At 61.5% G+C, this 20,084-nt stretch carries 18 protein-coding genes; 9 read left to right on the top strand and 9 right to left on the bottom strand.

Annotation, left to right across the window (positions count from 1 at the left end):
- Nucleotides 1–5: 5 nt before the first annotated feature.
- Nucleotides 6–1,304 (top strand): histidine-type phosphatase, encoded by a 1,299-nt coding sequence (locus tag GHN86_RS17480; protein WP_153382923.1) that lies wholly within the window; start codon nt 6–8, stop codon nt 1,302–1,304.
- A gap of 85 nt (nt 1,305–1,389) precedes the next feature.
- On the top strand, nt 1,390–1,641 hold the full coding sequence (locus tag GHN86_RS17475) for a hypothetical protein (RefSeq protein WP_323369591.1): 252 nt from the start codon (nt 1,390–1,392) through the stop codon (nt 1,639–1,641).
- A 65-nt stretch (nt 1,642–1,706) separates the two neighbouring features.
- Here GHN86_RS17475 and GHN86_RS17470 read toward each other — a convergent pair whose 3' ends face one another.
- The 3 genes from GHN86_RS17470 to GHN86_RS17460 form a co-directional block, all read right to left on the bottom strand.
- Entirely contained in the window at nt 1,707–2,282 is a 576-nt protein-coding gene (locus GHN86_RS17470) for a histidine phosphatase family protein (RefSeq protein ID WP_153382921.1), read from the bottom strand.
- 53 nt (nt 2,283–2,335) lie between these two features.
- Nucleotides 2,336–3,607: an MFS transporter gene (locus tag GHN86_RS17465; protein ID WP_153382919.1), complete on the bottom strand. Its 1,272-nt coding sequence runs from the start codon at nt 3,605–3,607 to the stop codon at nt 2,336–2,338.
- Nucleotides 3,608–3,707: 100 nt separating this feature from the next.
- Complete coding sequence (locus GHN86_RS17460) at nt 3,708–4,664, bottom strand: LysR family transcriptional regulator (protein ID WP_153382917.1); 957 nt, start codon at nt 4,662–4,664, stop codon at nt 3,708–3,710.
- A 104-nt stretch (nt 4,665–4,768) separates the two neighbouring features.
- Between GHN86_RS17460 and GHN86_RS17455 the strand changes: the two genes are divergently transcribed.
- The 7 genes from GHN86_RS17455 (at nt 4,769) to GHN86_RS17425 (ending at nt 12,921) form a co-directional block, all read left to right on the top strand.
- On the top strand, nt 4,769–5,509 hold the full coding sequence (locus GHN86_RS17455; RefSeq protein ID WP_153387019.1) for an SDR family oxidoreductase: 741 nt from the start codon (nt 4,769–4,771) through the stop codon (nt 5,507–5,509).
- A gap of 15 nt (nt 5,510–5,524) precedes the next feature.
- Nucleotides 5,525–6,373, top strand: coding sequence for an ureidoglycolate lyase (locus GHN86_RS17450; protein ID WP_153382913.1), 849 nt, complete (start codon nt 5,525–5,527; stop codon nt 6,371–6,373).
- A 43-nt stretch (nt 6,374–6,416) separates the two neighbouring features.
- Nucleotides 6,417–7,400 carry a D-erythronate dehydrogenase gene (denD, locus tag GHN86_RS17445; protein ID WP_153382911.1) on the top strand — a complete coding sequence of 328 codons (984 nt, stop codon included), beginning with the start codon at nt 6,417–6,419 and terminating at the stop codon, nt 7,398–7,400.
- Between the two features lie 188 nt (nt 7,401–7,588).
- Entirely contained in the window at nt 7,589–8,962 is a 1,374-nt protein-coding gene (locus GHN86_RS17440) for an MFS transporter (RefSeq protein ID WP_153382909.1), read from the top strand.
- The gene (locus GHN86_RS17435) at nt 8,959–9,843 is read left to right on the top strand and encodes an NAD(P)-dependent oxidoreductase (protein ID WP_153387017.1); all 885 of its coding nucleotides are present in this window, start codon (nt 8,959–8,961) and stop codon (nt 9,841–9,843) included. Before GHN86_RS17440 ends, GHN86_RS17435 begins: the two co-directional genes overlap by 4 nt.
- 16 nt (nt 9,844–9,859) lie before the next feature.
- Complete coding sequence (locus tag GHN86_RS17430; RefSeq protein ID WP_153383257.1) at nt 9,860–11,644, top strand: IlvD/Edd family dehydratase; 1,785 nt, start codon at nt 9,860–9,862, stop codon at nt 11,642–11,644.
- A 95-nt stretch (nt 11,645–11,739) separates the two neighbouring features.
- Nucleotides 11,740–12,921 (top strand): fumarylacetoacetate hydrolase family protein, encoded by a 1,182-nt coding sequence (locus GHN86_RS17425; RefSeq protein WP_153387015.1) that lies wholly within the window; start codon nt 11,740–11,742, stop codon nt 12,919–12,921.
- Between the two features lie 180 nt (nt 12,922–13,101).
- Here GHN86_RS17425 and GHN86_RS17420 read toward each other — a convergent pair whose 3' ends face one another.
- The 6 genes from GHN86_RS17420 to GHN86_RS17395 form a co-directional block, all read right to left on the bottom strand.
- Nucleotides 13,102–13,404, bottom strand: coding sequence for a hypothetical protein (locus tag GHN86_RS17420; RefSeq protein ID WP_153383231.1), 303 nt, complete (start codon nt 13,402–13,404; stop codon nt 13,102–13,104).
- A 207-nt stretch (nt 13,405–13,611) separates the two neighbouring features.
- On the bottom strand, nt 13,612–15,261 hold the full coding sequence (locus GHN86_RS17415; protein WP_153387013.1) for a dipeptide ABC transporter ATP-binding protein: 1,650 nt from the start codon (nt 15,259–15,261) through the stop codon (nt 13,612–13,614).
- Nucleotides 15,258–16,151, bottom strand: coding sequence for an ABC transporter permease (locus GHN86_RS17410; RefSeq protein ID WP_153387011.1), 894 nt, complete (start codon nt 16,149–16,151; stop codon nt 15,258–15,260). The genes GHN86_RS17415 and GHN86_RS17410 overlap by 4 nt, the downstream gene beginning before the upstream one ends.
- A gap of 24 nt (nt 16,152–16,175) precedes the next feature.
- On the bottom strand, nt 16,176–17,417 hold the full coding sequence (locus GHN86_RS17405) for an acyl-CoA dehydrogenase family protein (protein WP_153387009.1): 1,242 nt from the start codon (nt 17,415–17,417) through the stop codon (nt 16,176–16,178).
- A gap of 25 nt (nt 17,418–17,442) precedes the next feature.
- Nucleotides 17,443–18,375: an ABC transporter permease gene (locus GHN86_RS17400; RefSeq protein ID WP_153382855.1), complete on the bottom strand. Its 933-nt coding sequence runs from the start codon at nt 18,373–18,375 to the stop codon at nt 17,443–17,445.
- A complete protein-coding gene (locus tag GHN86_RS17395; RefSeq protein ID WP_153387007.1) occupies nt 18,372–20,069 on the bottom strand; it encodes an ABC transporter substrate-binding protein in 1,698 nt (565 codons plus the stop codon). Before GHN86_RS17395 ends, GHN86_RS17400 begins: the two co-directional genes overlap by 4 nt.
- Between the last annotated feature and the right edge of the window lie 15 nt (nt 20,070–20,084).

Below are 20,084 nucleotides of genomic sequence, written 5' to 3'. Positions count from 1 at the left end.
AATCGATGAAAACGTGGCTCCCTCTCTGCACAGGCCTGTTGCTGGCCAGTACCATCAGCCCCGCAGCCTTTGCTCAGACCCCGACCAGTGATGGCTATGTGCTGGATAAAGTCGTCCAAGTCAGCCGTCACGGCGTTCGCCCGCCCACCGCCTCCAATGAAAAATTGCTGACCAAGGTCACAGAGCGCCACTGGCCCGTGTGGCTGGTGCCTTTTGGCAATCTGACCGGCCACGGCTATACCGGCGCGGTTGAAATGGGCCGCTACCGTGGCGAGGTGTTGCGCAGTGCCGGACTAATCCCCAAGGGCTGTCCGCAGGCCAATCAATTGCTGGTGCACGCAAGCCCCTTGCAACGCACCAAAGCCACTGCACAAGCCCTGCTCGACGGGATGTTTCCCGGCTGCGGTTTTCAACCCACCTACGTCAGCGGCAATCTGGACCCGTTGTTTCAGGCCAATCAAATGCCTTTTGCTGCCCTCGACCCCGAGAAAGCCCGGGCGCAGATCCTGCAAGCGCTGGGCGGCAGTGTTGAAGCCGCGCAAGCCCGCTACGCACCTTACGAAGAACAGCTCAAGGAAGTCGCCTGCCTGCCCGGTGCCGACTGCCCCTACGGCAAGGAAAAGTGGACACTGGTACAAAACGCCAAAGGCCGCTTCTCGATCAAGGGCCTGAGTGCCGGGGCCAACATGGGTGAAGTATTCCGCCTGGAATACAGCCAGGGACTGCCGCTGGATAAAGTAGCTTTTGGCCATGCCCGCACCGCCGCTGAAGTCTCCAGCCTGATGGTGCTGACCAAAGCCAAATATGATTTTCTCAATGACATTCCGTACATCGCCAGTCGCGGCGCCTCCGAGCTGATGAACCAGATTTCTCTGGAACTCAAGCAAGGCACCTCACTGGCCGGCAAAGCCGACCCAAGCACGCCGCCTGACGTTCCGCTGATGCTGCTGGTGGCCCACGACACGAATATTTCCTACCTGCGCACCATGCTCGGCTTTGGCTGGAAGCTCGGTGACTACATTGAAAACAACATCCCGCCCGTGGGCACGTTGCAGTTTGAACGCTACAAGGAAGCCAAAACCGGCGAGTACTTTCTGCGTATAGCCTTTGAAGCGCAGTCAATGGATCAAATTCGCAGACTGGCTCCATTGTCCGGAACCGAAAAACCCCTCAAGGCCGATTTCGAAAGCGCCAAAGACTGCCGCAAAACCAGTGTCGGCCTGCTTTGCCCGCTCAAGGAAGCCATGAGTAAAGTCGACCAGAACATCGACCCGACGGCGCTGACGCCTTATACCTTTCAATAAAGCCCTGTTCACTGTGTGTTGGCGGCTCCCGATGAACGTGCGCTACATTGGGGGCCACCACCAATAACAACACACAGGGTGAACCGTGAATTCACATCAAAAACACAGAACCTTCGACCGTATCCGCACTGCCGTGTTACCCGAATATCGTGAGCGCGTGGCTGAATACCTGGTGCTTTACGAAGAAGTTCTGAATGACGACAACGCCAGCCCGGAGGGCATCCGGGCCACCGCCAATCAGCTCAGGGGCTACCTGCGCGGCCTGAACACTACGCGGGTCGTGGGCATGGCGGACCTCGAAGATCTGGACAACCACATCATTGAAACGTGGCTTTAGGTGTTCCGAGCTACCCTCACCCCAACCCTCTCCCAGAGGGAAAGGGGGCTGGATTGGGTTTGCTCTTAATCCCCTCTCCCTCCGGGAGAGGGTTGGGGTGAGGGCGCTACCCGCATCCGCCATTTCCCGTTGCAGCGCAAATCGATCATCGACAAGGGTTCAATATCAATCGAATGAAACGCCGACGGCGGGCATTGCAATACGTTCATCAGTGCCGCACGCATGACCAACGGATGAGTCACCGCCACAATATGGCCAGTCCCCGTCAGCGCTGCCATCCACTCCCGCACGCGCTGACACAGTTGCTCCACAGACTCGCCCCCGTGCGGGTTCGCCTGCCAGTCAGCCATCCATAGCCCCAACTGCTCAGGCTCAATATCATCCAGCAAACATCCTTTCCAGCGCCCAAAATCACAATCGCGCAGACTCTGCTCTATCCGGACATCCGCTGAAAACAACGCCGCTGTTTCCCTCGCCCGCGCTTCCGGGCCACACAGGTAACGCGTCGTCCGGGATGAAAATTGAGAGCGCGAATTGGCCTGTGCCTGCCAGTCCATTTCCACGGATTCCTCGGCCGCAAAACGCGCTTTTTTCTGTGCACGCGTTCGGGCATGAGCGACCAACGTCAAACGTAAAGCCATTAAGTGATTCCTGATCCTGGCGGGCTGACTGGCTATGTTACAAGGGAAACCACCTAGACCACCGCAGGCACCGCCTCCAGTCGCATTACCGGGGCTGCCGGTTCTTTGAGCAGCGCAAAATAAGCAAACGCCGAGCACGCAGCCACCACCGCACTGATCACAAACGCCGAGGAGAACGAGCCGCTCTGCTGAACGCTGAAGCCAGTCAGGATCGGCGCAATGGAACCCGCCAGATAGCCGCCAAAATTCTGGATCGAGCCAAACGAGGCGACCCGCTCCGACGGCACGATGGTGTTGACGATCATCCACGCCGTGGCGCTGGAGATGTTGATAAAGAACATGGTCAGGCACAGCAGCACCACACACGCCACGACGTTGGTGGTAAAGGCCACGATCAAGGTAAACAGCGCCCCGCCGAGCAGCCCCAGAATGACCATCAACTTGCGGCTGGCCAGTACCCGCATACCCCGCGCCACCAGTCGGTCGCAGCACTTACCGGCGACGATGGTGCCCAGAGCGCCAAACAGATACGCCAGTGACACCACCCACGCCGTGCGATACAGATCAAGGCCGTGCTCGCGCTCAAAGTAGCCGGGCAGCCAGGTGAGGTTGAGCCAGATCATGTAGATCACGCCCATAAACCCGAGAAACGCGCCCCAGGTGTTGCGGTCTTTGAACAGCGAGGTCCAGCGAACCTTCGGCGCTTTCGCCTGCTGCACCGGCACCGGTTCAGCGCGGCCGGTTTCGGCCATGTATTGCGCTTTGCTTTTGTAGAACTTGAACCAGCACACCGCCAGCAACAGCCCTAAAACGCCGGTCAGGATAAACATCCCGCGCCAGCCCAAATGCACCATGAAGACGGTCAATAACGGTGGGGCCAAGCACGGGCCGATACAGGTCGATGACCACACCCAGCCGGTGGCGGTGCCACGCTCCTGGGTGTCGAACCACTCCGACAAGGCCTTGGCCGCCGAGGGGAATACCGGCGCTTCGCCAATTCCCAGCAGTACTCGCAAACCCACCAGATGACCGTAGCTGCTGAACAGTCCGAAGGCGGCTTGCGCCACCGACCACACCACCAACGAACCGCCCAGTGCCAGTTTGCTGCCCAGTTTGTCGATCAAGGCGCCGAGGGGAAGTTGCGAGAAGGCATAAGCAATGGAAAAGGCCGACAGCATCACGCCCATTTGCATCGGGCTGATGGCCAGGTCTGCTTGAATCGTGGTGTTGGCGATGGACAGCGCACTGCGGTCCAGGTAGTTGACCACGCCAATCAGGAACAGAAAGAAGATGGTCAGCGTTTTGTAGTTTTTTATTGTTTTCATGCGCGCCTCTGGTGAGCGGTTTTTTTAATCCTCTTCTTTATAGTTGCCCCCGTACCCAGTGCCCAATCACAAGATTCCATCGGTTGATAACCGCGCGTTATCAAGACGTCTGCGCAGTACCCCGCAAGGCATCGGGCCCCGTCAACAGCGCGTCGATAAAGGCTTCAGCCGACCATTGAGGCGACTCGTTGCGACGGGTGATCACCCCGTAGTCGGCCAGCACCAGCGGGAACGGCAAGGCCAGTCGCACCAGCCGCCCGGCCTGAATTTCCGGCTCGACCATCGATTCGGCCAGCATCGCCACCACCGGCGTGGTTTGCAGCAGTTGCATGGTGGTTTGCAGCGAGACGGTTTCGACGGTGTTTTCCGGGGTCTGCATGCCCGCCTCGACAAAGGCCTTTTCGACCCGTGCGCGCATCGGTGTGCCAGTCGGGTAGATCACCCACGGCCAACTGCCCAGCTCGCTCAGCGGCACTTCACTGGCCCCGGCCAAAGGGTGCTGGCTGCCCGTGACCAGACACAGCGGCTCCGGCGCCAACGCTTGAAAGTCGAACAATTCGCGGTGACGGTCGAGGGTAAAACGGGCGACCACCAGATCCAGTTCTTTATGCTCCAGCAGGGTCAGCATGTTGGCGCTGGTGCCTTCCAGCACTTGCACCGTGAGCAACGGCCAGTCCTGTTTGACCCGCACAATCGCCGCTGGCACCGCCACCGCCGTGGCGGCGTAGATGGTGCCGACTTTGAGCAAGCCATGACCGCCCTGACGCAGGTGGTTGATCTGGCCGACAAACTGCTGGGTATCGTTCAAGGCGATCTGGGCGAAGCGCGCCACATGGCTGCCCAAATCGGTGAGGGTCATGCTGCGCGGCAAACGGGCGAACACTTCAAAGCCCAGTTGGTGCTCAATCTCGCGCAGCATCTTGCTCACGGCCGGTTGGCTGATGCTCATTTCCTGTGCGGTGGCGTGCATATTTTGCGTGCGCGCCAACGTGTTGATCAGCACCAAATGGCGAAACCGCAGCCAGTTGCACAGTTGATTGAACGCGACATCGGCCATTCGATAACCTCCGGTTATTAAGGCTTGAGAATAACTCATTAGCGCTTATCGCCAAGCCCCATTAGGGTGAGTTCATTGAGCCCAATAAAAATAAGGGACTGCCCATGAACCTCGCCAACAAACGCGTTCTGATCACTGCCGCGGCCCAAGGCATTGGTCGCGCTTCGGTACTGGCCCTGCGCGATGCCGGTGCCCGGGTGATCGCCACCGACCTGCACATCGCAGCCCTGCACGACATCCCCGGTATTCAAGCCCTGCCACTGGACGTGACCCGTTCAGCCGACATTGACGCCCTGAGCCAGCAGGTGGGCGCCATCGACGTGCTGTTCAAATGCGCAGGCTACGTGCACAGCGGCGCCTTGCTGGAGTGCGACGAACACGCCTGGCAGTTCTCCTTCGACCTTAATGTCACCGCCATGTACCGGATGATCCGCGCCTTTCTGCCGGGCATGCTGGCGGCGGGCGGTGGCAGCATCATCAACATGGCCTCGGTGGCTTCCAGCGTCAAAGGCGTGCCCAACCGCTTTGCCTACACCGCCAGCAAAGCCGCCGTCATCGGCCTGACCAAATCCGTGGCCGCCGACTATGTGCGTCAGGGCATTCGCTGCAACGCCATCTGCCCCGGCACCGTGGACTCGCCGTCGCTGCGCCAGCGCATCGCCGAACAGGCCCGAGATCAGGGCCGCAGCGAAGCCGAGGTGTATCAAGCCTTTGTTGATCGTCAACCGATGGGCCGCATTGGCACACCCGAAGAAATCGCCGGGCTGGTGCTGTATCTGGCCAGCGACGCCAGCGCCTACACCACCGGCACCACCCACGTCATCGATGGCGGAATGAGTAACTGATTTAAAGGAGCTTTTATGAAACTGCTGCGCTATGGCGAAAAAGGTCAGGAAAAACCCGGACTGCTGGATGCTCAAGGCAATATTCGCGACTTGTCCTCACTCATCGCGGACGTTGCGGGCAGCGCCCTCGACGCTGCCAGCCTCGACACCCTGAGCCACATCGACCCCGCCAGTCTGCCCTTGGTCAGCGGTTCGCCGCGTCTTGGCGCCTGCGTCGGGCAAGTAGGCAAATTTATTTGCATCGGCCTCAACTACGCCGACCATGCCGCCGAATCGGGCATGGCGGTACCGACCGAGCCGGTGCTGTTCAACAAATGGACCAGCGCCATCTGCGGCCCCAACGACGACGTGGAAATCCCCCGGCATTCGACCAAAACCGACTGGGAAGTCGAGCTGGGCGTGGTGATCGGCAAGGGCGGCCGCTATATCGATGAATGCAACGCCATGGAGCACGTGGCCGGTTATTGCGTAATCAACGACGTGTCCGAGCGCGAATGGCAACTGGAACGTGGCGGCACCTGGGACAAAGGCAAAGGCTTCGACACCTTCGGCCCGCTCGGCCCGTGGCTGGTCACTCGCGATGAAATCCCTGACCCGCACCAACTCAACCTGTGGCTGGAGGTGGATGGGCATCGCTACCAAAACGGCAACACGCGCACCATGGTGTTTCAGATTCCGGCTTTAATTGCCTACCTGAGCCGCTGCATGTCACTGCAACCGGGCGACGTCATTTCCACCGGCACACCACCGGGCGTGGGTCTGGGCATCAAGCCTGAGCCCGTGTTCCTGCGTGCTGGCCAAGTCATGCGTCTGGGCATTGAAGGCCTGGGTGAGCAGCGCCAACGTACGGTGCAGGCTGACTGAAGCAACACCGCAACCCCATAACGATAAGAAACAGGAGCACCTCATGCGCATTCTGATCACAGGCGGCACCGGCTTTATCGGCAAGCAACTGGCCCAGCGCCTGCTGGACGAGAACACCCTGACCTTCGAGGGGCAGGCACCCCGCCCGATTGAACGCATCGTGCTGTTCGACACCTTTGCCGGGGAAGACCTGCCCAGCGATCCGCGCATTGAGCTGGTCACCGGCGATGTGGCTGACCCTGACGTCATTGCCCGGGTCACCGATGGTGTGGACGTGGTCTGGCATCTGGCAGCGGTGGTCAGTTCGGCCGCCGAAGCGGATTTTGATCTAGGCATGCAGGTCAACCTGCACGGCCTGATGCTCTTGCTCGAAACCCTGCGCAAACAAGGCAATGCGCCGCGTTTTGTCTACGCCAGCGGCTTTGCCGTGTTTGGCGGCACATTGCCGGATGTGGTCAACGACGACACCGCCCTCACCCCGCAATCGTCATACGGCATGCAAAAAGCCGTGGGCGAATTGCTGGTCGCAGACTATGCGCGTAAAGGGTTTGTCGACGGTCGCGTGCTGCGTCTGCCAACGGTAGCAGTACGCCCCGGCAAGCCGAACAAAGCGGCGTCGACCTTCTTCAGCTCGATCATCCGCGAACCGCTGGTGGGCTTGCCGGCTGTGTGCCCGGTGCGCCCGGACACGCAGGTGTACCTCACCTCACCGCGACGCATCATTGAATCGATGTTGCTGGGCATGACCCTGTCACCGCAGACCTTGGGCAATCAGCGCATCCTGCCGCTGCCGGGGGTAACCACCACCGTGGCCGACATGGTCTCGGCGCTGCAACGGGTGGCGGGTGATGAGGCGGTCAAGTTGATTCGCTGGGAGCCGGACGCAACCATCCAGCGCATCGTTGAGAGCTGGCCGAGCCGCGTTGAAGCACCCCGCGCCCGCGCGCTGGGTTTCACCGCCGACCCGGATTTCGACGCCATCGTGCGCGCCCATATTGAGGACACCGCCCCGACCCGTAGCAGCTGAGGAGCGCAGCGAGGCTGCGTCCGGTTGCGAAGCGGCCGTAGATTGCAGGAACCCGGTTTTACTGACACTCGGCAGGTGAATGGTTTAGCGACTGCTTCGCAGTCGGACGCAGCCTCGCTGCGCTCCTCAGCTGCTACGAGCAGTATTTGAAGCGATTACACAACAATAAAAAACTGAGGTCGTGCGACATGACTATCCCGCTCACGGATGTCTCGGACATCGAACAACAAACCATCAAGCGTGTGACTAAACGCCTGATCCCCTTTCTGGTCTTGCTGTTCGTCGTCGCTTTTCTGGACCGTAACAACGTCGGGTTCGCCGCCCTGCGCATGAACGCTGACATCGGCATCAGCCAGACCATTTATGGCCTGGGTGCCGGGATTTTCTTCCTCGGCTATTTCATGTTCGAGGTGCCCAGCAACATTCTGCTGCACCGCTACGGCGCCCGCGTGTGGATCGCCCGAATCATGGTGACCTGGGGCATCATCGCCGGCGCGATGGGCTTTTTGCAGACGCCGGTGCATTTCATCTCACTGCGCGTGCTGCTGGGCATCGCCGAAGCCGGGTTCTTTCCGGGGGTCATCTACCTGTTGTCGCTGTGGTTCCCGAGCCGCTACCGCGCGCGCATGATCGCGTCCTTTTACCTCGGCGTGCCCATCGCTCAAATCGTCGGTGCGCCATTGTCGGTGGGCCTGATGGAGCTGGGCGACGCGTGGGGCTTTGTCGGCTGGCGCCTGATGTACATCGTCGAAGCCGTGCCTGCGGTGATTCTCGGTGTGGTTTGCTACTTCTACCTCACTGACCGCCCCGCCGATGCGCACTGGCTGACCGATGAACAACGCAATTGGCTGATTAACACCCTCGAACAGGAAGAACGCAGCAAGCCGCTGGTGGTGGGCGTGCAGCCGACCAAAGGGCAGATGATCCGCAAAGCACTGTCCAACCGGCAGGTGTGGATGCTGGCGCTGGTGTATTTCGGCATCACCTCCGGCTCCAACGCGATGAACTTCTTTATGCCCACCGTGCTGGCGTCGTTCCGTGAGTCGTTCGGGCTGGAAATCGGCCTGATGCAAAACGGTCTGATCACCGCCGTGCCTTACGCGGTGGCCGCCGTGGCGATGATTTGGTGGAGCCGTCGCTCTGATCGCCTGCAAGAACGTCACTGGCACGCGGGCGGCGCCGCCATGCTGGCCGCAGTCGCCATTGCGCTGGCACTGTTGATCAACCAGCCGTGGATCATCGTGCTCGGTTTTATCTTTCTGGCGATGGGTGTTTACAGCGCCATCAACGTGTTTTGGGCCGTACCCGGCCAAGTGCTGACCGGCGTTGGCGCAGCGGTGGGGATTGGCCTGATCAACTCCATCGGCAACCTCAGCGGATTTGTAGGCCCGTACCTGACCGGTTTCCTGTTCAACGTCACTGGCAGCTACACACCGGGCTTTCTGGTGATTGCGGCACTGGTCGGCATGGGCGGGTTAGGCATGGTGCTGATGCCTCGCAATAAAGTCTCACTGATTGACCCCTCACTTACCCCTATTGTTGCCGCAGGAGGCAAAGCATGACCCTGCCCACCATCGCCTTTATCGGCACCGGAATCATGGGCTTGCCCATGGCCCGCAACCTGTTGAATGCCGGTTTTCCGGTGCGGGCGTGGAACCGTTCAACGTCCAAAGCCCAGGCACTCTCAGCCCACGGCGCCGACATCGCGAGCAGCCCAGTGCAGGCCGCAGACGGCGCTCAGGTGCTGATCTGTATGCTCAGCGACGGCCCCACCTGTGACGCCGTGTTGTTTGGCGAAGACGGCGCCACCCGTGCACTGGCGCCGGGTGCGCTAGTGATCGTGATGAGTTCAATCCCCGTCGAGACCGCCGTTGAACAGGCGCGCTTGTGCGCCGAGCGCGGCCTGCGCTACCTCGACGCCCCGGTGTCGGGGGGCGAACGCGGGGCGCGGGAAGCGACGCTGGCGATCATGGTCGGCGGTGAAACCGCAGCCTTCGAGCAAGGCCGCGAGGTGCTCAGTGCCTTGGGCCGACCGGTGCATGTCGGACCGGCGGGCACTGGCGAACTGGCCAAGCTGGTCAACCAACTGATTGTCGCCAGCACCATCGCCACCGTCGCTGAAGGTCTGCTGTTGGCCGAGCGTGGCGGCGCCGACCCGTCAAAAGTCCACGAAGCGTTGCTGGGTGGCTTTGTCGATTCGCCGATCTGGCGCCAGCACGGCCAACGCATGCTCAACAACGACTTCACCCCCGGCGGCCCGGCCAAGTGGCAGCTCAAGGACACCCGCACCGCCCTCGCCCATGCGCAGACGCTTGGCCTGTCGCTGCCGGTGGGCAGTCTGGTCGACAGCCTGTTTGCCGCAATGGTCGAGGCCGGTGACGGCGAACTCGATCACGCGGGGCTGATCCGTCAACTGCGCCGCAACAACCCATTACCCGAATAATCTGCTGGAGCCTGCCATGACCGATTCAACCCCACGCCGCCTGCGCAGCCAGCTGTGGTTTGACGACCCGAGCCACGCCGACCTCACCGCGCTGTACGTGGAGCGCTACATGAATCAGGGCCTGACCCGCGCCGAACTGCAATCCGGACGGCCGATTATCGGTATCGCCCAAACCGGAAGCGACCTGACGCCCTGCAACCGCCATCACATCGAGCTGGCCAAACGGGTCAAGGACGGCATTCGCGACGCGGGCGGCATCCCGATGGAATTTCCGGTGCACCCGATTGCCGAGCAATCGCGTCGCCCCACTGCGGCGCTGGACCGCAACCTCGCCTACCTGGGGCTGGTGGAAGTGCTGCACGGTTACCCGCTGGACGGCGTGGTGCTGACCACCGGCTGCGACAAAACCACCCCGGCCTGTTTGATGGCAGCGGCCACCACCGATTTGCCGTCCATCGTGCTGTCCGGCGGGCCGATGCTCGACGGTTGGCACAAAGGTCAACGCATCGGCTCCGGCACCGTGCTGTGGCATGCACGCAACCTGCTCAGCGCTGGCGAAATCGATTACGAAGGGTTTATGACCCTGACCACCGCATCCTCGCCGTCAGTGGGTCACTGCAACACCATGGGCACCGCGCTGTCGATGAACGCGCTGGCCGAAGCGCTGGGCATGTCGCTGCCCGGCTGCGCCAGCATCCCGGCGCCGTACCGCGAGCGCGGGCAAATGGCCTACGCCACCGGCATGCGGATTGTCGATCTGGTGCGCGAAGACGTACGCCCCTCGCAGATCATGACCCACGCCGCGTTTGAAAACGCTATTGCCGTGGCCTCGGCGTTGGGCGCTTCAACCAACTGCCCGCCACACCTGATCGCCATTGCCCGGCACAGCGGCATCGACCTGTCGCTGGAAGATTGGCAGCGCGTTGGTGAAGACGTGCCCTTGCTGGTCAACTGCATGCCAGCCGGGGAATACCTGGGCGAAAGCTTTCACCGTGCAGGCGGCGTACCTGCCGTTATGCACGAGCTGGACAAAGTCGGCCTGCTGCACCGCGACTGCCGCACCGTGAGTGGTCGCAGCATCGGTGAGGTGGTGGCCGACTGCGTGACCGGCGACCGCGACGTGATCCGTCCATTTGAAGACCCGCTGATGCACCGCGCCGGGTTTATCGTGCTCAGCGGCAACTTCTTCGACAGTGCCATCATGAAAATGTCGGTGGTGGGCGAAGCCTTCCGCAGCACCTACCTCAGCGACCCGCTGCAACCCAACAGCTTCGAAGCGCGGGCGATTGTGTTTGAAGGGCCGGAGGATTATCAGGCGCGCATTAACGACCCGGCACTGGACATCGACGAGCGCTGCATTCTGGTGATTCGTGGCTGCGGCACGGTGGGTTTCCCCGGCAGCGGTGAAGTGGTCAACATGACCCCGCCTTCGACGATGATCAAAGCCGGCATCGACTCGCTGCCGTGCATGGGCGACGGTCGCCAAAGCGGTACCTCGGCCAGTCCGTCGATCCTCAACATGTCCCCGGAATCGGCCGTGGGCGGCGGGCTGTCCTTGCTGCGCACCGGCGACCGCCTGCGGGTGGACCTCAATGCGCGCAGCGTCAACTTGCTGGTGGATGACAGCGTGCTCAATGAACGCCGGCAGGAACCGCTGCCGCCGTTGGCGCCGTCGCAAACTCCGTGGCAGGAACTGTATCGCCAACTGGTGGGGCAATTGTCCACCGGCGGCTGCCTGGAACCGGCGACCCTGTACTGGCGCGTGATCCCGGAAAACGGCCCGCCCCGGCATTCTCACTAAGCCATTGAGGCGCCGCTGGCCGGGGCCGCTTCGCCGCCCATCGCAGCCTCGTACCTCGTCAGCGGCTACACGTGAATAGATATAAGGATGGCTCTATGCAAACGCTGAACCTGAATGCTGAAAACTCCCTGCCCCACGACTGGCAACGCGCCACGCTGGTGGGCCGCGTCTGGCTGCCGGGTGCGCGTGGCGGCCCGGCCGTGGTGGTGATTCGTGACGCCGAGGTGATTGATTGCACCGCCCAATTCGCCACCCTCAGCCTGTTGCTCGACAGCGACAACCCGCTGCAAGCCGTGCGTGAAATCCGCGGCACTTCACTGGGTTCAATTCATGCCCTGCTGGCCAACAGTGGCGAACAGCGCGACCTCAGCCAACCTTATCTGCTGGCCCCCGCCGACCTGCACGTCATCAAGGCCGCGGGCGTGACCTTTGCCGCCAGCATGATCGAACGGGTCATTGAAGAAAAAGCGGGCGGCGATGCCCTGCGCGCGCAGGAAATACGCGCACTGGTGCAGGACGTGATTGGCGACAACCTGCGCGATCTACGCCCAGGCTCGCCCGAAGCCATGCGCCTCAAACAGGTGCTGATCGAACAGAATATGTGGTCGCAATACCTCGAAGTCGGCATTGGCCCCGACGCGGAGATCTTCACCAAAGCACCGATCCTCGCCGCCGTGGGCAGCGGCAACGCGATTGGCGTTCACCCCGGCTCAAGCTGGAACAACCCCGAGCCTGAAGTGGTATTGGCGGTGGACAGCCAAGGGCGCATCCACGGCGCGACGCTGGGCAATGACGTCAACCTGCGCGACTTCGAAGGGCGCAGCGCCCTGCTGCTGAGCAAAGCCAAGGACAACAACGCGTCCTGCGCGCTGGGGCCGTTTATTCGCCTGTTCGATGAACACTTCAGCCTCGACCATGTGCGTGAATGCGAAGTGACCTTACGGGTCGAGGGCGTGGATGGCTATGTACTGAACGGCAAAAGCTCGATGAACCAGATCAGCCGCGACCCGGCGGACCTGGCGCAGCAGACCCTCAATGAAAATCACCAGTACCCGGATGGGTTTGTGCTGTTTCTTGGCACCCTGTTTGCTCCCACTGAAGACCGTGACCAGCCGGGCCAAGGGTTCACTCACAAAGCTGATGATATGGTGAGTATTTCATCGCCGACATTGGGCGCCCTGCACAACCGCGTGACGGGCAGCGATCAGGCGCCGCCATGGGCGTTTGGGGTGGGGGCGTTGATGAAGAATCTGGCGATGCGCGGGGTGCTGGTTTAGCGCCCAAAAAGTGGGCTGGCGCAGGGCTTTTATCATTGGCAGGTTAAATAAACGATCGACGAACTTATGGGCCTTGCAATTCGCCAGTTATCAGGACGGTCTATTTATTATTTTTATATATAGATTTGAAACTGACCTAAATAACCCCGGCCGGAGCCGGGGTTATTTTTCTCTCACACTTTACTTCTTGCCCGTATGACTTTTGTCATCGGTCTTTTTCCCGGTATCGTGCGCCTTGTCTTTATCGTGGGCACCGTGGGTGGTTTTTTTATCGTCCGAATGGGCGCCTTTTTTATCCGTGGCTTTATCCGAAGAATGGTCTGATTTATTACCGCTAGTCGTCATTTCGTATACCTTCCTGTGGTTAACGTTCACGAACTCCAGGGCTCGTATTAATCCGATACTTGGCTGTTCAGAAAGTTTTAAAGTGTATTTTTTATCGGACGAATGGGTGAACGCATGTTTAATGCCGACAATGAACAAGCCCCCTCTCCCCTCACCTATATGGGATAAGTTCACACTCTAAATAGGGAGAGGGTTGGGGTGAGGGAAAGGTTCGATTTGGACTGTGTATATATCCATTCGATGGATTACGACTTTGTAAAGGTTTCGCTGTACAGCAAGTAATTTTTGGCAAACAGCCGAATGTCGAAACACCCAAAAGTCACCAAAAAGCCAGGCGAAGCGGTATTAGATCGCCAATTTGAGAAAATCAAAGGCCATCCGCCGTCCACTTTCCAGATGCGGAATCGCTTCCAGCAATGCCATCGTGTATGGATGTTGCGGATGGTCAAACACCTCCCGCACGGCACCACTCTCCACCGCCACGCCGTCTTTCATCACCAACACTTCATCACTCACATGGTTGACCACGCCCAGATCGTGGGATATGAATAAACACGCCAGCCCCAGCCGCCGTTTGAGGTCGTCCAGCAGTTCCAGTATTTGCGCTTGCACCGACACGTCCAGCGCCGACACCGGCTCGTCGCACACCAGTATCTGCGGCCCCGCCGCCAATGCGCGGGCTATCGCAATACGCTGGCGCTGGCCGCCCGACAGCTCGATGGGACGGCGCTCCAGCAGGTCAGCACTGAGGTGCACCAGACGCAGCAGTTCTTCTGCCCGGTGTTGCCATTCGCGGCGTTTTTGCCCGGCGACCTGTAACGCTTCAAACAACACCCGGCGCACGCTGTAGCGCGGGTCGAAGGAGCTGAGCGGGTCCTGAAAGACAACTTGGATGCTGCGCCGTAATTGCCGTTTCTCAGCGTCTGACAGGCTCAGCCATGACTGGCCCTTGATCTGGATGTCGCCGCTGTCGGGGGTTTCCAGGCCCAGAATCATGCGGGTCAAGGTGGTCTTGCCCGAGCCGGATTCGCCAACAATGCCCAAGGTCTTGCCACGGCGCAGTTGCAATGAAACCTGATTGACCACGGTGCGCAGTTGCCCGTCCGGGCCTTTGAAGGTTTTGCTGAGTTTGCTCACGCTCAGCAACGGCGGCTCTTGCTGCGCCGCTACGATCGCCAACGGAGCACGCGCCTTGCCCGGTGTGCGGCGAAAGTGCACCGCCCGGCCCGCGCTCAATAGATATTGGGTGTAGGGATGCTGCGGGTCGTGTAGCACTTGGTCGACGCTGCCTTGCTCGACTATGACGCCGTTGTGCATGACCGCCACGCGATTGGCCAAGCGCGAGACCACGGCCAAATCATGACTGACGATCAGCATCGCGGTGCGGTCGCCGCGCAGGGATTCAAGCAAGGCTAGCACTTGCGCTTGCACGGTGGTGTCGAGGGCGGTGGTCGGTTCGTCGGCAATCAGCAAGCGCGGGTTGCAGGCAATCGCTGAGGCAATCAACGCCCGTTGACGCAAGCCACCCGAGAGTTGATGCGGGTACTGACGGGCCCGCAGTTCGGGTTCGGGAACCCCCACCGCACGCAACAGTTCAATCACTTTGGTCTCTCGCTGCGCCCGGTTCAGGTGGGTGTGCAGGTGCAGCGGCTCGGCTATTTCCTTGCCCACCGGGCGTAGCGGATCAAGCGAGCCCAGCGCGTCTTGCATCACGAAGCCAATCTGCGCGCCGCGCACGCTGCGCCAGGTGCGTTCGTCGAAGTGGCGCAGGTCGTGGCCGGCAAATTCAAGCCTGCGGGCCTGCACCACGGCGCGGGCACCGGTCAGCCCGGCGAGGGTGCGCGAGGTGACGCTTTTGCCAGAGCCGGACTCGCCCACCAGCGCCAGGCATTCACCTTGATATAGCTGAAAGCTGATGCCTTTGAGGGTCGGCACGGCATGGGCGCCGAAGCGGACGTGCAGGTCTTGTACGTCGATCAGGGGGGCGTTGTTCATGGATGTTTTCCTTCGCTGCGGCGCAGCAATTCGCGGCCGATGACGCTGATTGAAACCACGGTCAGGGTGATTGCCAACGCAGGCCACGCCACCAGCCACCACGCATTGGCCAGATAGTTGCGGCCCATGGCGAGCATCCCGCCCCACTCCGGCGCGGGCGGCGGCGCGCCAAAACCCAGAAAGCTCAACGCGGCGCCGTTGACGATGTTGCCGCCAATGCCGATGGTGGCCAGGATCAGGATCGGTTTGATCGCATTGGGCAGGATGTGCCGCACGATCACGGCGGGCCGACTCAGGCCCAGCGTCGTCGCCGCTTCGACATAACCGGCACCGCGCACCACCAGGGTTTGCGCACGCACCAACCGGGCGTAGCGCGGCACACTGGCGATGCCCACGGCGAGGATGAGGTTGAGCTGGCCCTGACCGAAAAAGGTGATGATCACCAGCGCCAGCAGCAGGTCAGGAAAAGCCAGCAAGACGTCGACCACACGCATCACCGCGCCGTCCAGCCAGCGCGGCCCCAGCCCCGCCGCCAGACCGAACAGGGTGCCAATCAACAGGCCGATGGCCGTGGCGGACACGCCCATCATCAATGACGGGCGCACGGCGTACACCAGCCGGGTGAGGATGTCGCGACCGTTTTCATCCGTGCCCAGCCAATACACGCTGTCCGGCGCACGAAAGGCCTGACGGGCGCTGGCCTCCAGCGGATCAGCGCTTACCAGCCAACCCGGCTGGAATGCGGCAATCACCAGCAGCAACACGAACAGCCCGGCCAGCAGCAACCCCGGGCGCACTGACCAACGCCGCAAATGCAGCCTGCGGGCGGCGAACAGCGGTTGGGCTTCGATCAGGCCCGGCTGGGCCGTTGGATGGACGGACTGACTCATGTCAGTGGCTCCTGTTGAAGGGGGTCAAACCGCACTGGCTTCGTCGCGGGTGGCACCATCGGCGCCAGCCTGTTCGTGCAGAGCACGCCACGCAGCACCGGGGCTGATTCCGTTGAGGTAGTAATTGCCCAGCGCCCGCTCGCGGTAGATCGCCGGGTTGTGCGAGGCCAGGGTGCGCGCGTTGCGCCAGTGCCGATCAAGGCGCCGCGCCTGACTGGTGGCCGAGGCGCCGCCCACTTCAAACAGCAGCGTGGTGGCTTCGAGCACCTGTTCAAGCACCACTTGCTGAGCCTGAAACGTGCGGATGTCAGCGTCGACGTAATCAGCGTCTTCGGCGCTGTCCGTCAGCTCGGCCTGATGCACGCGTTCAAGCACGTGGGCGGTGGCCAGCACCAGGGTTTCGCTGGCGTAGGCCAAGCTCGACAGGCGACCGATCACCCGTTGCACCAGCGGGTCATCCTTGGGGCTGGACTGCCCCGGCACACCGAAGGCGCGGGTGCGCCCCTGCACAAAGGCGGTGGCATCGCGCAAGGCCGCGCGGGCGATACCGGCCAGCGTGGCGAGGTGAAACAGTTGGTAGAAGGAGGAAAGGTACGACTCGGCGCGCAGCTCGCCCGGTTTGAAACGGCGCAGTACGTGGGTGGGCGGCACTTCTACGTTGTCAAAACGGGTGGTGCCGCTGCCGCTCAGGCGCTGGCCGAAACCGTCCCAGTCGTCTTCGCGGGTCACACCGGGGGCGTCTACCGCGACCACCACACTGACAAAATCACTGTCGTGCATGGCCACGGCAGCGACCCAGTCGGCGTAGATCGTGCCGGTGCAGTAATACTTTTCGCCGTTCAAGCGCCAGCCGTTTTCAGCCGTGTGCAGGCTGACCGAGTTGGTGCTGCTGTCGCTGCGTTCGGCCATGGCCGCGCCCCACAATTGCCCGGCCGCCACTTTGGCGAACCAGTAATCCTGTGAAGCCGCATCGCGACTGGACAAGCGCCCTTCGACAAAACCGAAATGCGCCCGCAGGATCTGCGGCAGGTTGGAATCGGCTTCGGCCAGGTCGATCAACAGGGCAAACAGCACCGGCAGGCTGATGCCCGCGCCGCCGTGGAGCTGGGGCACACGCAGCGCGCTGAAACCGGCGCCACGCAATAAGTTGACGGCCTCGAACGCCAGTTCGCGGTGCTGTTCACGCTCGACGGCGCCGGCGCCGATCTGCTCGAACAGTGGTTGGAAACGCGCCTGCAGCGCGCGATAGGAAGTGGCTTGAGTCATGGCAGGTCCTTGCTTGGGAATGGCCTCACACGGCGTTGGTACGCGGGTCCACCCAGTGATTGATCAGGTCGACGAGAAAGTTCACGACCACGTAAATGGCTGCCGCCAGCAAGGTAATCCCCAGCAGCAGCGGTACATCCTTGGATACGGCGGAGTCGAGCATCAGGCGGCCGATGCCTTGCCGGGAAAACAACAACTCGATCACCACGGCCCCGCCCAGCAAGCTGGCAAACACAAACCCGGACAGCGTCACCAACGGCACCAGCGCATGACGCAAGGCGTGTTTGAGGCGCACCCCGGTTTCGGACAGGCCACGGGCGCGGGCCATGGCGATAAAGGGCTGTTCGAGGGTGTCTTCAAGGGTCTGGCGCAACACTTGGCTAAGCACCGCCGCCACCGGCAAGGCCAGCGCCACGCTGGGCAAAATCAACGCCTGCCAGCCTTTCGAGCCGGACGGCGGCAACAGGTGCCAGCCGAAGGCAAACACCAACAACAGGCCCAGCCCGATCACGAACGAGGGCGCCGAAGACAGCACCAGCTCGATGCCCGACACCAGCGAGCGAATCCACGGCGCGCGATTGGCGCTGAGCACCGCCACCAGCAAGGCGAGCAGCACCGCCAGTGCTGCGGCGCTGAGGGACAACTGCAACGTGGCGCCCAGTTGACCGGCGATCACCTTGCCGACCGGAACCCCGAGCCGATATGAGTCGCCCAGATCGCCTTGAGCCAGTCGCCCCAGGTAATGGCCGTATTGCACGATCAAAGGTTGGTCCAGGCCGTATTCAGCGCGTACCCTGGCGATCAGTTCTGTGGTGGGCAGCGCACCGGGCCCGCCGAGTATGGCCAGTGCCGGGTCGCCCGCGCTGAGGTTGATGGCCAGAAAGGTCAGGGTCGCTGCGCCCCACAGCACACCGATGCCCGACAACAGGCGACGCAGTATCAAGCGCAAAGGATTCATTGGGCCTCCTGATCGAGCCAGACGGTGGTGAACACCGGGGTGTTGTGCGAGGTGTCGTAGATCAAACCCTTGACCGCATTGCGGTAGGCCACCAGCACATAGCTCTCGAACACCGGCACCGCCGGGACGTTGTTCACCAGTTGCTGTTGGGCGATGCGGTACAGGCGGGTCAGCTCCACCGGATCGGTGGATTGACGCGCCGCCGTTAACGCCTCATCCAGCGTGGCGTCACGAAAACCACCGACGTTCTGGCCGATAAAGGTCGGCGTGCTGATCGCGTGGCTGTGATAAAGGATGTACAGCCCGTCCGGGGTGTTGGTGTGCCAATAACCACCGCCCAACAACTGGAAGTTACCGGCGTAACGCCGTTCGGTGAGTTGCGCCAGCGGCAGCATGTCGATGCTCAGTTCAAAGCCGACTTTTTTCAGATCAGCTTGAATCGCCACGGCCACGCTGCTGGGGTACGCCCCGGATTCATAGGTCGCCAGTTGCGCCGCCAGTCGCTGGCCGTCCTTGACCCGATAGCCCTGGGCGTCACGTTGCTGCCAACCGGCGCTGTCGAGCAAGCGGTTGGCCTCGGCCACGTCATAAGCGAGTACGTCCTTGAACTGCGGGTCGTAGTAACGGGTGTTGGCGGCCAGAAAATCGCCCTTGGGCTGGTACTCGCCAAAGCCGGTGATCCACGCCAGCCCGTCGCGATCAATGGCCTTGGCCACCGCGCGGCGCACCACCACGTCCTGAAACGGAAATTTATCGACGTTGTAGGTCAGGCTGCGAAACGGATTGCCCTTGCGAATACGCGTGTGCAACTGCAAATTCGGGTTGCTGCGCATGGCCTGAGCGTTTTGCGTCGGTGCGTCGACGGTGAAATCCGACTGCCCCGATTCCAGCGCGCTGAAGCGAATCATCGGCTCGGGAATGATGCTCACCTCCAGACGGTCGAGGTAGGCTTCACCCTGATGCCGGGTGACCGCCGGCGCCCAGTGATAGCCCTTGCGTTTGACGAAGGTGAGGCCCTGATCGCGGGTGTAGCTTTCCAGTACAAACGGCCCCGTACCGATGGCGTGTTCGGCGATGGATTTGGGCGCATGGAGAATCTGGCGCGGCGACAGCATGCTCAGATACGACTGCGCCAGCACGTCCAGAAACGGTGAATAGGGTTCGCGCAGGTGCGCTTCAAAGGTGTACTCATCGACGATCCGGCCGTCCACATACGGCGCGATGTAGGCCGCCGCCAACGGCGATTTGGTCGCCGGGTCGCGCATGTGTTCAAGGTTGACCTGCACGGCGTGGGCGTTGAATTTTTCACCGTCGCTGAAGGTCACGTCGTCGCGCAAATGGAAGGTATAGGTCTTGCCGTCCGCCGAGATGTCCCAGGACTTGGCCAGCCAGGGCGAGAGAGTGCCCTGCTCGTCCTGATACACCAGACAGTCAAACAGAATGCGCCCCAGCCATTGGCTGTTGCCGTGTGAAATCGAGTGCAGGTCCAGGGTGGTGGTGTCGGACGAGGTCGAGACCCGCAACGTTCCGCCCGGTTTGCCGGGGCTGAGTTCGCGATAATCGTCGGGCGCGTCGCTGCTGCTTTGGGCGTTGGCCACGCGGGCATGGGGCGCCTCGGGGGCCGGTTTGCAGGCGCCCAGCCCCAGAGCGCAGACGAATACGGCGAGACGAGCGATCCGTGTGATCAAGGTCATGTGCGTCCTCCGCTC

The organism is Pseudomonas helleri (assembly GCF_009600315.1).
In the GTDB taxonomy this organism is placed as follows: domain Bacteria; phylum Pseudomonadota; class Gammaproteobacteria; order Pseudomonadales; family Pseudomonadaceae; genus Aquipseudomonas; species Aquipseudomonas helleri_A.
Note: the sequence above shows the minus strand (reverse complement) of the source record. Positions and strands in the feature narration are given on the sequence as shown.